Below are 13,790 nucleotides of genomic sequence, written 5' to 3'. Positions count from 1 at the left end.
GAGTCATGGGGAGGGCAGAGGGCAGGTGTTCAAAATCGCACCTCATGACAGATCGGAGAAGGGGACACGACGACACTGGCTGCAGCTATCCGGCAGCCTGCGATCCGCAGCGAGCAGTACGCGATGCATTCACTAGTCATCATGCTTGTCAGCAGGGTCGGAAAGAAGCGCCCAGATCCACCGTGTCTCCTCGAACTGACGAGTAACAATCGTGATGGCGACGGTTATCGGGACGCCAAGCAGCGCGCCGGCGGGACCCCACAGCCACCCCCAGAAGACAATCGAAAAAAGCACCACGAGAGGTGAGACGTTGAGTAATCGGCCCTCGAGACGCGGATCTATGTAGTTCCCGAGAAAGAGCTGTGCCACCGTCAACGCAGCAAGCATTCCAAGGGGTTGCCCGAATCCATTGAACTGGACAAATGCGTAAATCACTGGCGGCACGACTGACAGCAGCGATCCGATCGTCGGGATGTACTCCAGAAGAAACGCCAGCAGTGCCCATATCAGCGCGAACTTGAGCCCGAAGGCCAACGCGATGACACCGGTCATGACGCCGGCAATGACACTCGTGATGGACTTGGCCCGGAAGTACTGCCGAGCTGCAGTGCCGATTTTCGCAGAGATACCGATCAGCGTGTCTGCCTTCTGCTTAGGAAACCTGATGCGAATTTTCTCAGCGGCATCTCGCCGCTCGGCCAGCGCAAGAGCTGCGAATCCCATAGACAGCGCGAGGTATCCGAACGTAGTGAACAGCACACCCGCGATCGCCGTTGCGAGTCCATGGGTTGCACCTTTCTCTCCATTTTCGGTCTTGCCGATTTGCTCAGCGCCGCTGCCAAATTCTGGAAGGGTGACTCCAAAACGCTCAGTGAACGCGCTGATTTGAGATTGAAGCGAGGCGATGCGGTCGCTCTGCTGTTGAAGGTCCCGTCCTATCGTGGTGGCGCTCCAGCCCAGGGCAGCCACCAGTGCCACGATCACCGACGTGACGGCGAGAATGGTAAGCAGCAGAGCTGCCCATGGTGGAATTCTTTTTTCAAGGCGTCGGAGCAGTGGCCACGAGAGAGCCGCGATCATGCAGCCGGCAACGAGCGGCAATGTGACCGGGCGACTTGCGTGGAGCGCCGCTAGCAACATCAACACCACAGCGATCGCGAGCAGCCGCTTCATGGGCGACCTCCATTCCACGTAATCACGAGGTACGCGGCCTTGCAGGGTGCCGGCAACAGAATACCTGATACCGAATTGCGTTGGAAGCCATATCAATGTCCATTGAAGAATGATGACAGGCGAATCGGTCGCAGCAGACAGGTAATTGAATGCATGAGACGAGAGCCAGCCAATGAGTAGAGCTCCATTCCGGTTGGTCCCGGGTGTATGCGATCTTCGATCCACCCGCGTGTGCTGCTCGGAAGTTCCTGCGTTCCGCGCAGCAATGTCGCGTTGAGCATATGAAGTCGGCCGCTGTCTTGATAATTGGCGGGGGCGTCATCGGCGCGAGCGTCGCCTGCCACCTTGCCCGTAAAGGAGTGCGGGATATTGTCGTCGTCGATGGATCGCCGGGTCGCGGGGCAGGAAGTACAGGCAGGGCAACCGGTGGGTTCAGGGCACAGTTCTCGACGCGTGTCAACGTCCGGCTCTCGCTGTTGTCCCGTGAACTGCTTCTTCGCTTTCGCGATGATACTGGTGTCGATCCGGGATACATACAAGCCGGATACCTGTGGCTGGCCGGCAACGATGCGCAGTTGCGTGCGCTCAACGATGCACGACAGGTTCAGATCGCCGAAGGCGTCCATGAAGCGAGAGGAGTAACGCTGCCCGACATTGCGGCGATAAACCCCGCTGTCTCTCTCGACGGAATCGTGGGGGGTGCGTACTGCCCGACGGACGGATTCATCAGGCCCCTCGAAATACTCGAGGGCTACCTCACAGCGGCGGCCCGGCTTGGTGTTCGAGTCTGGTGGAACACATCAGTTGTCGGTGTCAAGCGAGGCAGCGATGGACGCGCCGTAACTGTACTGACATCTCATGGTGAGATTGCCGTGGAGCAAATCGTCAACGCTGCGGGCCCATGGGCAGCAGGCGTTGCCTCGCTTGCGGGGGTCGTCCTCCCGGTTACAGCCCTTCGTCGCCAGGTGGCGTTCACCGAGGCGTGCGATCTGCTCCCCGTCCGGATGCCGATGACGATCTTTCTCGACGACGGATTCCACCTGCGCGTGCGCGATGGGCGCGTGCTGCTGGCGTGGCCTTCGCCCGGCGTAGCGGGCGCGCCGTTCGTAACGACAGTCGACGATTCCTGGATTGACGAGGTCTCAAGACGAACGCGTGAGCGCATCCCTGCATTGCGAGAAATCCAGATCGACAGAAATTCCTGCTACGGAGGACTCTACGAGATGTCGCCCGACAGTCATGCGATTCTTGGTAGATCGGCAGAGTGCGATAATTTCTGGCTGGTGAATGGCTCGTCGGGTCATGGCGTGATGCACGCGCCCGCTCTGGGTCAGCTGCTGGCCGAAGTCATTTGCGGGCAGGAAACCGCAATCGATGTCTCCGCACTAAGCCCGCTTCGATTTGCGGACGGGCGTGAACCCGCGAAACAGGAATTGCTGTGACCCGGTGAAGAGCGGCATGATCGTCAGCGATGATCGGGCATACCTGGCCGATTAGCCTGGGCCCGGGCTGTGAGCTCTGGGCGGCCGGCTCTGGGCTTTTAAGGGCAACACCGTTGGGTACCAAAGCCAAGGGCCTGGGCTTTTTGGCTGGGGCCGGGAGGCTTACGACGGGTTTTGGCAAAATGATGAGTACGGAGTTAATCGGGCAACGCGTGCATGAAGTGCTGAGCCAGATTTCTGTCATGACGGCTACCGTGGCCATTATTCTCGCGCGCCAGGGGCGCTCGGCTCGTGTCTGATTTCCGCAAGCTCGAAGTGTGGCGGAACGCGCATGACTTGATGCTCCGGGTGCATTCGCATGCTGGCGCGATTCGGGGTGGTGCCTACCTCTCCCTGAAGAGCCAGATCATTCGCTCGTCGATGTCAATCCCCGCAAACATCGTCGAGGGCCGCGCGCAGCGTACCGACCGGGAATTCAGCCGCTTCCTTGGCTATGCGGTAGCATCAGCCTCGGAGCTGGAGTACCACCTGATTGCAGCGCGGGACCTGAAAGTACTTACGGAGCAAAAACCCGCCCCCCTGATCCAGCGAACGATACAAGTGAGGAAGATGCTGATCGGCTTGCAAAAAACCTTGTCTGGGTCTACCCCCGCAAAAACTCCGCAAGCGGTCTGACCGCATCAGGCAAGGCTCACCCCTGAAACCAAAGCTCCCGGCTCCGGCCCACTAAGCCCAGGCCATTGGCTTTTTTACCCCATGGTGTTGCCGTTAATGGCCCCGAGCCCATCCGCTCAGGCCCGCAGCCCAGGGCCCGGAGCCCGGCTGGTGTTCACGCGCCCGCGAAATCACCCCTTTCCAACCCGCGCTCCAGTCTCTTTGTCAAAGAAATGCGCCTTTGCAAGGTCGAACGCGAGTGTGACAGGCTCGCCGGGAAGCGGCAACGGCTGCGGCGACACGCGGGCAGTAATGCTGAACGCGCCAACAGTCGCATACACGAAAATCTCATTTCCAAGAGCTTCGACGATATCGAGTCGAGCCGGTGCAAGCGCAGGCGGATCCACAATTGTCGATTCGCCCGCAAAAAGTGCCGGTCCAGTCGCAAGGGCCACCGAGACATCTTCCGGTCGGATGCCCATGATAACTGCCTTCCCGTTGAGATCCACCACGCGTTCCGCGAGCCCGGGCGGGATGCGGACCGTGAATGCACCCTCGGCGGCGGTAAACCCCGGCGCTTCCCCCGCGGTGATGGTGCCGGTGATGAAGTTCATCGACGGGCTGCCGATAAATCCAGCCACGAAGCGGTTGGCGGGATGATCGTACAGCCGCATCGGCGTATCGATCTGCTGAACGTGACCGTTGTTCATTACGACGATCCTGTCGCCGAGCGTCATGGCCTCGACCTGGTCGTGCGTCACGTAAATCATCGTGGCGTTGAGGTCTCGATGCAGCCGTGCAATCTCCCGCCTCATCTGCACACGCAGCTGCGCATCGAGATTCGATAGCGGCTCGTCGAACAGAAAAACCTTTGGTTGACGCACGATTGCCCGGCCAAGCGCGACTCGCTGCCGTTGCCCGCCAGAGAGCTGGCGGGGGGTGCGGTCAAGAAACCCCTCGATTCCGAGAGTGGCAGCGGCCTGATCAACACGACTCTTGATCTCGGCTTTCGGGGTATCGCGCAGCTTGAGCGCGAACGCCAGATTCTCGCGCACCGTCATGTGAGGGTATAGCGCGTAGCTCTGGAACACCATCGCGATGTCGCGATCCTTTGGCGGCACATCGTTCACCGCACGACCGTCGATCGAGAGCTTACCGGCGCTGATTGACTCCAGCCCGGCGATCATGCGAAGGGTTGTACTCTTTCCGCAACCTGACGGGCCCACGAGCACGACCAGCTCGCCATCGCCGACATCGAGATCGACGCCGTGCACGGCCACACTCTCAGTCGGGCCGGGATAGATTTTGCGGATGCCTTCAAGTTTTATGCGTGCCATCGTTCTCCGGCTTCAGTATGGCTGATCGATACGTTTTTCCCGACGGTTTTCTCTGGGGCGCGGCGACATCGGCATACCAGATCGAGGGATCGCCTCTGGCCGATGGCGCGGGAGCGAGTAACTGGCACCGCTTTTCGCACACGCCCGGCATGACCGCGAATGGCGACACCGGGGACATCAGCTGCGATCACTACCAGCGGTATCGCTCTGACGTCGGATTGATGAGCGATCTCGGGCTGAATACATACAGATTCAGCATTTCGTGGAGCCGTGTCATGCCGCAGGGAACCGGCCGTGTGAATGAGCCGGGACTCGACTTTTATTCGCGCCTTGTCGACTCGCTGCTCGAACGGGGAATCAAGCCCAACGCAACGCTGTTCCATTGGGACCTGCCGGCCGCTCTCGACGACCGCGGTGGCTGGCTCAACCGTGACATTTCGGAATGGTTCGCGGACTACGCGGTTGTCATGTTCGACAAGCTCGGCGATCGAGTACCGTTGTGGGCGACGATCAACGAGCCGTGGGTGATCATGGATGGCGGCTACATGTACGGTAAACTCGCACCTGGACATCGCAGCATGCATGAAGCAGCGATCGTCTCGCACAATGTGCTCAGGGCCCATGGCCGCGCGGTGCAGGCATTTCGAGCCAGCCAGAGTGCCGGAATCAGCAAGGTTGGCATCGTCGTAAACCTCGAGCCCAAATATTCCGGTTCGAACAGTACAGAAGATATTGCCGCCACTGCCCGGGCCGACGCCTACATGAATCGGCAGTACCTCGATCCGCTCATCCTCAGCGAATACCCCAGTGAAATGGTCGAGATATTCGGCGATGCCTGGCAGGAATGGGCGTCCGAAGACATGCGTCTGATAGCGGAAAAAATCGATTTTCTCGGGATCAATTACTACACGCGCAGTGTCACCGTCCACGATGAAAACGAGATTCCACTTCGTGCGCGCGCCGTTGCGCAGCGTGGCCATATCTACACTGAAACCAACTGGGAGGTATTTCCGGACGCCCTCACACGCGTGCTGCTCTGGGTGAAGGAGAGGTACGGCGACATCCCGCTCTACATTACGGAGAATGGGTCCGCTTTCTACGATCCTCCGGCGCCGATCGACGGGCGCGTCGACGACCCGCTTCGTGTCGCTTATCTGCGCGGCCACCTGCGTGCGGTGGGGGAAGCGATACGCCAGGGAGTGTCGCTGCATGGTTACTATGCCTGGTCTCTTCTCGACAATTTCGAGTGGAGCGCCGGCTACTCCAAGCGTTTCGGCATCATTCATGTCGACTATGCGACGCAGCAGCGGACGATCAAGGCGAGCGGCCGCTATTACGCCGACGTCATACTCACGAACGGAGAAGTACTGGCGGAGTGATCGCCGCCGGAGCGACGGGCTGCGAACACCTTGCTCTCTCGAAGCAGAAGGCCGGTTCCGTACGATGCCGGGATGAACATGGCCGGCGATGACATCGGGTTTCACCCGTTCAATACCGGAAAGTGATGACGGCGGGAACACTCCGCACCACGACTTCGCCGGTACCGGGTTTGACGCTGGCGCCATTAACCACCGCCTGTCGCAACGGCCGGTCCGACGGTGATCGAACCACGAGGCCGCCCGCAGGGATGCGAACACCGGCCTCGATCCTTGCTTCCACCGCGGCGCCCACGGCGCGCATTGTGTAGCTCAGGCGTCCGTAGTGCGTTGAGAGGCCGCCGATTCTTACGCCGTTCTCCGCCCGTACCCATTTCTCCGGGATTCCCGCGCCAATCACCATCGATGAATCAGCCTCGCGCTCGAACGCAAACATGTCGAGAGTAGAACGAATGAAATCCGATCCAACCCAGGTGTGAGGCATGTCGCCGATGAATTTCGGATTATGCGGATCGCGATATACGACCTCCGCCCAGTGATGCCATGCTTTCGGCCGCTGATGCCGGAAGAAAAAATCAGAAACTTCATGGGCCTTCTGCCTGTCTCCCATCCGCACGAATGTGCCAACTACTCGCCACTCGTAAGGCGTGTAGATCTCCCACGGCGCTGAGCCATCACGGCGTGCCTTGAAGTTCTCGTAGTACTTCCCGAACGTTCTGTCGAGTGCGGGTTGAGGGATGCGTGCCAGCTCATCGGCCGGATTCACGGCAATAGTCGTGGACGTCGCGTCAAAATCTCCGAGCTCGGCCGCTCCGGGGATGTAGTCGATCTTGTGCTGCACCATCGATAACCGGATCGACGCATAGAAATCCTTCCGGAATTCGTCGCGCATCTTTGCAAACCGGGTTACGTCAGATTTGCCGAGGACGGTTGCGATTTCCGTTGCGTCCTTGAATCCGCGCAGCGCAAAAAAATCATCCCAGTAGGAGTGCATCGGCTTCGCCGAATAGCCCTCGTGGCTGATGCTCTGCGGCATGAGCCCGTAGAAAACCCGCTTGTCAGCAGCGCGAAACTCTTCGGTAGTTCGGGAGCGCCGAAGCGAATCCATGAAAGCGACGGCGCGCGATACCTGAGGCCACGTTCGCTCCAGCAGCAGCCGGTCTCCCGTGTGCCGGTAATACTCTGCAATCAGATAGATGAACTCGCCGTGGCTGTCGTTTTCAGCCACAGGATCGGCTCCGCGGGAATCCACGCAGCATGGGATTTTCCCGTTGTCGAACTGGAACCGGGCGTACCACTCGATGAACTCACGCACTTCGCCATAGTGACCGAGCCGCAGCAAAGCGGCCGAGGTGAGTGAGCCATCACGGATCCATGAGCGCTCGTACGAGCGCGATCCGGGCTGGATAGCGGGACCGTCACGATTGATCAGTATGTATGCGAGGTTGGCCCGTATTGACTGGGCGATTCGCGATTCGGAAGCCGGAAGGCCTATCTGCACCCGGTTCTGTTTCGCCTGCCATTCCGATTCGACCGCCTGCTGCTGCGTATCCACCCAGCGCGTGCCACAGTGCTCCGGCGATCGCATGCACACTGGCTCTGTGGCATGCAGAGGAATCGCGATATCGATTGTGGAATCGGCACGAGGACGGAGAACAATATCGTACGCGAGTACACCGGAAGCTCTTCCCAGCTGATCGTGCGCTCGGGCAGCAGATGGGAATCGCGTGGCCCTGAGGATGTCAACGAGATCTCCTTCGTCGAACGCCATCGCCCCGAATCGTGTGGCACGCGTCAACGCAATCGCCGTTCGGTCGTTGTTCACCCGGATTCTGCGGGCGTCGTAACGAATGCTGTCGACAGTAGCTACGCCGCCCTGTGTGTTGAGGAACTGCCAGGGTGGATTTACCTGGAACGGCCTGAGCGCCAGATACAGCGTTGCGCGTCTGGACGCCGCCGTCGGATTGCGAAGGCGATAGCGAGCGTAGAGGACAGATGAGTCGGGGGCACCGGCCGCAAACGCCGTCACGGTCATTTCGAGTTGAGGCGTCTTCCACGTGACCCAGGGAATCGGCATATCCCCGCCCACCAGCCCCGCACTGGTCGACACGTCATTCCAGGTGATGAGCCGTCCTTCGTTCATAATGAAGGGCTCGATCGAGAACTGCCCTTTGCCGGATTCGATCAAACCCTGCTCGTCCATCAAACCTTCTCGGCTGTCCCCATTGACGCCGATCACCGTCCAATACGACTGCTTCCCGGAGAAATACCTGGGGTAGTTTCCTGGCGGGGCGTCACGCGCGACTGCAGTGTAGAAATCATTTTTCGTCGCGGACCAGGCGAGGGGTTTTACCGCGACTTCCTTTATTCCGACGACATACGGAGCGCCCGTCGCATTGGGCGAGACGGGCGACACCGAAATGGCAACGTAGCGCGCGTCGGTTTCAGGGAGGTAGAGATAATCGCGCAATGCCCGGCTGGCGCCAACGGCGTAAACCTGCTGCCAGCTTTCCCCGTCGATGGAAGTATGCACGGAGTAGGAGGAAGGGCGGCGGCCTGTCTCCCAATCGATCACCAGACCGCCAAACTCGCGGCGCTTCAGAAAATCGATACGCAACCGCTGATTGCCCGGGTCCCGTGCCGGAGCCATGCGCCACGAAGTTGCCGCTTTGCCATCCATCGCGTTTGCAGGATCATGGCCCGCAAGATGAGCGCGAGCAGAAAGCCTGGGCGTGAGATTGTAAACACTCTGTGGCTCTAGCGGCGTCAATACGATATCGTCGATCCAGACTGTTCCCTTGCCTCCGGTGCCGGCGGTAATCGCGATTTCAACGGCGGCCACACTCTTCATTTCTCCACCGCCAAGCGGACCCCACGCAAACGTTATATGCCGTTTCTTTCGAACGAGATTCTGCCAACGCGTGGGGAATACAAATCCCGGCTGGTTGGACCACCAGACATTGTCCCCGCTTGGGTCGATCAGTTTGAACTCGAGAGTATTTGGCGGAGCTTCGCCGCGAATCGTGAACGAGAACTCGTAATTGGCGGGGAGCGCGAGCTTCAAATCCCGGCGGATAACGGCGTATCCGCCATGTCCGTGAAAATCGAAATCGAGTTTGATGGCCTTGCCACGCCGGCCGGCGTCCTGAGTGATCCGCAATGAAACGTCGTCCGATGGCACGGCTTTCCATGCGGCCACTGTTTCAAAGTCATCGACCATAATCGCCGGCTGCAGCAGCATGATTCCGACGAGAGCAGGGAACAGCGCGATCATCCTTTTACGCTCCCTGACATGACGCCCTGGATGTAGTAGCGCTGCAGAAAAAGAAAGACAAGCATCACCGGCACAACTGTTATCACCGAGCCCGCCATCATCAATTCGGTGTCCTGCACATGCTCACCGGCGAGATTGGCCAGCGCGACCGGGAGGGTATAGCGGGACTCATCGCTAAGTACGATCAGCGGCCACATGAAGTCGTTCCAGGTGGCGAGGAACGTCCAGATGGCTAGGGTCGCGAGAATCGGTACGATTCCCGGAACCACGATCGACCGGAAAATCCGGAACTCCGACGCGCCGTCTACACGGGCCGCGTCGAGCATTTCGTCGGGGATGGCGAGCGCGTACTGGCGAACGAGAAATATTCCGAAGATGCTCGCGAGCCCCGGAATGATGACCCCCCAATAGGTGTTGATCATCCCGAGATTCTTGAGCAGCAGGAACAGCGGCAGCATGGCGACCTGGACGGGCAGCACGAGGCCGGTGGAAAGCGCGCGGAACAGCCGGTCGCGCCCTCTGAAGCGCAGCTTCGCGAACGCATACCCGGCCATTGAATTGATGACGAGAGAGCTCAGCGTCACAACCAATGCGACGAAGGCGCTGTTGAGCAGGTATCTGCCGAGGTTGAGGCGGGTGAACAGATCGACGTAGTGACTGAAGGTGACGCGGGTTGGGAAAAACCGCGGCGGAAAACTGCTCGCCTCGCCAGCGGGCATGAGCGACGCCGACACCATCCAGGCCATCGGCAGCAGCGCCATGATCGCGCCAATCACGAGGAGTGCGTAGAGAAGCACTCGTATGAACCGGTCGCGCTGTCCTCCGAAATTCGCCCGCTCGCCAGCCGGGATCGCAGTCACGCGCGCTCCTTTTGCAGCCGGAACTGGACGAGCGTCGCCAGCAGAATGACGATGAACAGCACGAACGCAATTGCCGCGGCGTATCCCATTCTCCACCAGCGGAATCCTTCCTCGTACATCAGTAGTACGACGCTCGTCGTACTACGCAGCGGCCCCCCCTGCGTCATCACGTAGGGCTCGGCGAACAACTGGAAGTAGCCGATCATTGTGATGACCGTTACGAAAACCAGTGTCGGCGAAAGCATCGGCAGTGTGATGCTCCAGAAGCGGCGGAACGGGCTGGCCCCATCGATTGCGGCAGCGTCGTAAAGCTCCTCGGGAATGGCCTGAAGTCCGGCGATGAAGATGAGCATGTTGTATCCGAAGCTCTTCCACACCGCCATGAGAATTATTGCGGGCATCGCCCAGTGCGGATCGCCAAGCCAGTCGATCGGATCCACGCCGATGTACGAAAGGGCGTAGTTGAAGAATCCGTAGCGCGAGTGGTACAGGTATCGCCAGACGATCGCAACGGCAACGAGGGTTGTGACGAAAGGGGTGAAGTAGATGGTGCGGAACACGCCCTTGAATCGAACGAGTTTCGAGCTGAGCAGGAGAGCGGCGCCAAGTGAAACCGCGATCGTGAGCGGACCTCCGACGAAAGCGAAATAGAAAGTGTTTCTCAGCGCCAGCCAGAAATCGGGGGTGCGGAGGAGACGGGAATAGTTCTCGAAGCCGACGAACCTCGTGTTGCCCGGATTGGCGATTCCGTAGAGATCGAAGTCGGTAAGGCTGAGCAGCATTGCGGCGGCGACGGGCAGAAAGAAAAAGATGCCAATCAGCGCGAACGCCGGTGCGAGAAAGAACCAGGCCGCTGTGTTCGCCTCCGAGGGAATCCGAAGGCGTCCTGCCGTCGCTGTCGCCACTACCTGCTGCCCGCTTGCTGTTTTTCCATCAGCCAGCGCCGCTTCCTGAGGATTCCATTTACATCGCTGTCGAGTGCGGCAAGGGCTTTCTCGACGGATTTCCGGCCGCGGATTGCCTGCTCACCGTGCTCGAACACCTTCGTCGCGATCTGTTCCCATTCGGGAACAAGGGGGGTAGGCACGACTCGGTCGAGCTGCTCCCTGAATGCGCGCGTGTGGCGATTGCCCGCAAGCGAGGAGTCGCGCCACGTCGACCGTCTCGCGGGCAGATCGCCAGTCAGCTTGTAGAACTGGAGTTGTATCTCTGGGCGCGAGAGATACTCCATCAGCTTCCACGCCTGCTCCTTGTTTGTAGAGCGGCGGAAGAGAGAAAGGCTCGCACCCCCGGCGAGTGACACCCCCGGACCATCGATCCCCGGGAGCGGCGCGGTCATCCACTTATCCTGGAGAGACTTCGGAAGGCGGTTGGTAAATTCTCCAATCTGCCACGGTCCGCTGATATACATGGCGATGTTGCCGCGTTCGAACTCCTGGTAGAGGTTCGAGATCTCGGAGCCGCTCAGAGCTGGCGCAAGCCCATCCCGGTAAAGGCCGACGTAAAAGTCAAATGCCTTTTTGAACTGAGGTTGTGAAAACGCCCCGTAGGTCCCATCGTCGCGCAGAAGTGTCGATCCGGCCTGCAGTCCCAGAATCACCGGGGGCGGCCATTCGGTGATGGGGATCAGGAGCGGATACTGGCGCGCGCTCATACCGGACTTGAGACGCACCATTGCGGTACGCCACTCGGCCCAGGTCGTGGGCATGCGATCATATCCGGCTTTCGCCAGTAGATCAGTGCGATAAAAAAGCACGCGGGTGTCGACGTACCAGGGCACTGCGTACGTGATGCCATCCACCACGTTAGTACTCCAGATGCCGGGGAAATAATCGGATCGAACGACGTCGCTCGAGCGGGCAACGCGCGCGTCGAGAGGTTCGAGTGCATCGAGTGCGACGAACTCCGGCACCCAGGTATTGCCCAGCATCGCAATGTCCGGAGTCGCTTCCCCGACGTATGCAGTGAGGAGCTTTTCATGCGCTGCAGACCACGGGATCTGCTGTACCTGCACCTTTATTCCGGGGTTCTGACGCTCGAACGCCGGAATGAGCTCCGAGACTACTTCGCCTTCCCGGCCCATCGCCCAGAGGCGAAGCGTTGCACTCTCACGTCCAGATGCGGGTGAGCACCCTAGTACGCCCAGCGCGAAAAGCGCCAGAGCAATTCGGACGCGTGCGCCTCTACGGCTGTTGCTGATCGAGCCACCCACCAGTGAAACCGGCGCGCTTGAGGCCGCGGATGATATGCGGATTGCGTCGCATCGTTCGCCAGATCAGGTCAGAGCGATAGTTCTCGATCATCGCAATGATTGGCCCCTGATCGATCCCCAGATAGTCGGTGTCAAACCAGCCCACTCCGCGGACGATCTTTCCGTGCTGTGGTTTGATGTCCAGATCGAAGGTGGGGTTGAATGAATCCAGAAAGCCGTAGGTCGAGAAAAGGTTGTTACCGTACTTCTCGCGCATCGCGACGAGCGCGGGAATCGCAATCTCCGGCGCAAAGGCAACGGATCCTCCGGCGGCAGTAGGGCCCAGCGTTCCATCGTCTCTTATTTCTCCGGCAGCCGCACCACGCGCGGAGTATGTCCAAAATCTGCGGGGAGAGCCTCTGAGAGTCAGCAGCGTGTCGAGTGGTCCATCGACCGCAGTGAGCCCCCAGATATCGGCGCCGTAGTCCTTCCAGTTTCCGGGATTGGCAATCGCATAGGCGCGCTGGGAATAAGTTGCCCGGCGTGAATTCTCGAAGTAATCGATCCCCCTGGACCGCATGTATGAATCTTTTATGCCGCGGAAGTCGATCCAGATATGCGAATACTGATGTCCGAAGAGCGGCGCGAAATTCAGGTGCTGCTGCCCCTGAAAAACGGCCCAGTTGTAAGTGCTCCGGTACGCTTCCCACGACGCTACGTCCACTGGGTGAGTTGGAGATCCGAGCGCGAGCACATTCAGGATGATCGCCTCGTTCAACCCATGCCAGTCAGCTTCGATGTATCCGCTTTCGGGCTTCCATCCCATGCTCACCAGCGGCGCTCGTGGACGCGCCCATTGCCAGTCTACGCGAAGGTAGAGCGAATCTCCGTAAGCACGAATTGCAGCTTCAGTCGCATTCTGTTGAACGAAGTACGACTGGCAGAACAGCACACCGGCAATCAGCAGCGACGTGTCGATGGTCGACAGCTCCACCTGCTCGAACCGGAGGCCGGTCTGCATGTCGAGGAAGTGGTAGAAAAATCCCTTGTATCCGGTGACGTTCGTGGCCTGCGGACCCTGTGGCGCATTGTACATGAACCGCAGCGTGTTCAGCGTGCGCTCGGCGGCCTGCTCACGGGTGACGTATTTGCGCTCGACGCCAATGGGATAGGCAGTGAGCGCGAACCCGATGGCGGCAACACTGGAAAAGCTCTTCGTTGGCCAGCGATCAGGACTGAGCCCCGTTCTATGGTCGCTACGCTCCCAGAACCAGGCGAACGTGCGTTGCTCGAGGGTATCGAGAAAAGCACTCTGTCGAGTACTGGACTCCGATGGACGTGCGGGTCCCTTGGCGCCGGTAGTGGTCGTCGATGCAATCGCGCACGCCGAGGAAATAAAAAAGAAAATCGTCGAAGACCGCCGCAAGGCTAGCTGGATATCAGGCATTAGATTTTCGCATAGGGTGCTTAAGATGCTCGTTGG

10 protein-coding genes are annotated in these 13,790 nt (G+C 59.5%); 3 read left to right on the top strand and 7 right to left on the bottom strand.

Annotated elements, in window-relative coordinates; genetic code table 11:
• Positions 1 to 132 precede the first annotated feature (132 nt).
• Positions 133 to 1,173, bottom strand: coding sequence for an AI-2E family transporter (locus WKF55_08320; GenBank protein MEJ7759585.1), 1,041 nt, complete (start codon positions 1,171 to 1,173; stop codon positions 133 to 135).
• 281 nt (positions 1,174 to 1,454) lie between these two features.
• Here WKF55_08320 and WKF55_08315 point away from each other — a divergent pair, with 281 nt between their 5' ends.
• Together WKF55_08315 and WKF55_08310 are read left to right on the top strand one after the other, a co-directional pair.
• Entirely contained in the window at positions 1,455 to 2,615 is a 1,161-nt protein-coding gene (locus WKF55_08315) for an FAD-binding oxidoreductase (GenBank protein ID MEJ7759584.1), read from the top strand.
• A 291-nt stretch (positions 2,616 to 2,906) separates the two neighbouring features.
• Positions 2,907 to 3,290 (top strand): four helix bundle protein, encoded by a 384-nt coding sequence (locus tag WKF55_08310; GenBank protein ID MEJ7759583.1) that lies wholly within the window; start codon positions 2,907 to 2,909, stop codon positions 3,288 to 3,290.
• A 170-nt stretch (positions 3,291 to 3,460) separates the two neighbouring features.
• Here the strand turns inward: WKF55_08310 and ugpC are convergent, their stop codons facing one another.
• Positions 3,461 to 4,606: a sn-glycerol-3-phosphate ABC transporter ATP-binding protein UgpC gene (ugpC, locus tag WKF55_08305; GenBank protein ID MEJ7759582.1), complete on the bottom strand. Its 1,146-nt coding sequence runs from the start codon at positions 4,604 to 4,606 to the stop codon at positions 3,461 to 3,463.
• A gap of 17 nt (positions 4,607 to 4,623) precedes the next feature.
• On the opposite strand from ugpC, the gene WKF55_08300 reads away from it, so the two are divergent.
• A complete protein-coding gene (locus WKF55_08300) occupies positions 4,624 to 5,985 on the top strand; it encodes a GH1 family beta-glucosidase (protein ID MEJ7759581.1) in 1,362 nt (453 codons plus the stop codon).
• A gap of 109 nt (positions 5,986 to 6,094) precedes the next feature.
• Here the strand turns inward: WKF55_08300 and WKF55_08295 are convergent, their stop codons facing one another.
• The 5 genes from WKF55_08295 to WKF55_08275 are packed head-to-tail and all read right to left on the bottom strand — an operon-like array spanning position 6,095 to position 13,754.
• Positions 6,095 to 9,256: a discoidin domain-containing protein gene (locus WKF55_08295; GenBank protein ID MEJ7759580.1), complete on the bottom strand. Its 3,162-nt coding sequence runs from the start codon at positions 9,254 to 9,256 to the stop codon at positions 6,095 to 6,097.
• The gene (locus WKF55_08290) at positions 9,253 to 10,116 is read right to left on the bottom strand and encodes a carbohydrate ABC transporter permease (GenBank protein ID MEJ7759579.1); all 864 of its coding nucleotides are present in this window, start codon (positions 10,114 to 10,116) and stop codon (positions 9,253 to 9,255) included. The genes WKF55_08295 and WKF55_08290 overlap by 4 nt, the downstream gene beginning before the upstream one ends.
• Positions 10,113 to 11,021: a sugar ABC transporter permease gene (locus WKF55_08285; protein ID MEJ7759578.1), complete on the bottom strand. Its 909-nt coding sequence runs from the start codon at positions 11,019 to 11,021 to the stop codon at positions 10,113 to 10,115. The genes WKF55_08290 and WKF55_08285 overlap by 4 nt, the downstream gene beginning before the upstream one ends.
• Complete coding sequence (locus WKF55_08280) at positions 11,021 to 12,328, bottom strand: sugar ABC transporter substrate-binding protein (protein ID MEJ7759577.1); 1,308 nt, start codon at positions 12,326 to 12,328, stop codon at positions 11,021 to 11,023. Before WKF55_08280 ends, WKF55_08285 begins: the two co-directional genes overlap by 1 nt.
• The gene (locus tag WKF55_08275) at positions 12,300 to 13,754 is read right to left on the bottom strand and encodes a glucoamylase family protein (protein ID MEJ7759576.1); all 1,455 of its coding nucleotides are present in this window, start codon (positions 13,752 to 13,754) and stop codon (positions 12,300 to 12,302) included. Before WKF55_08275 ends, WKF55_08280 begins: the two co-directional genes overlap by 29 nt.
• Positions 13,755 to 13,790 lie beyond the last annotated feature (36 nt).

Source organism: Gemmatimonadaceae bacterium, from assembly GCA_037721215.1.
Taxonomy (GTDB): Bacteria; Gemmatimonadota; Gemmatimonadetes; order Gemmatimonadales; family Gemmatimonadaceae; genus UBA4720.
This window is presented reverse-complemented; position numbering and strand designations above follow the sequence as displayed.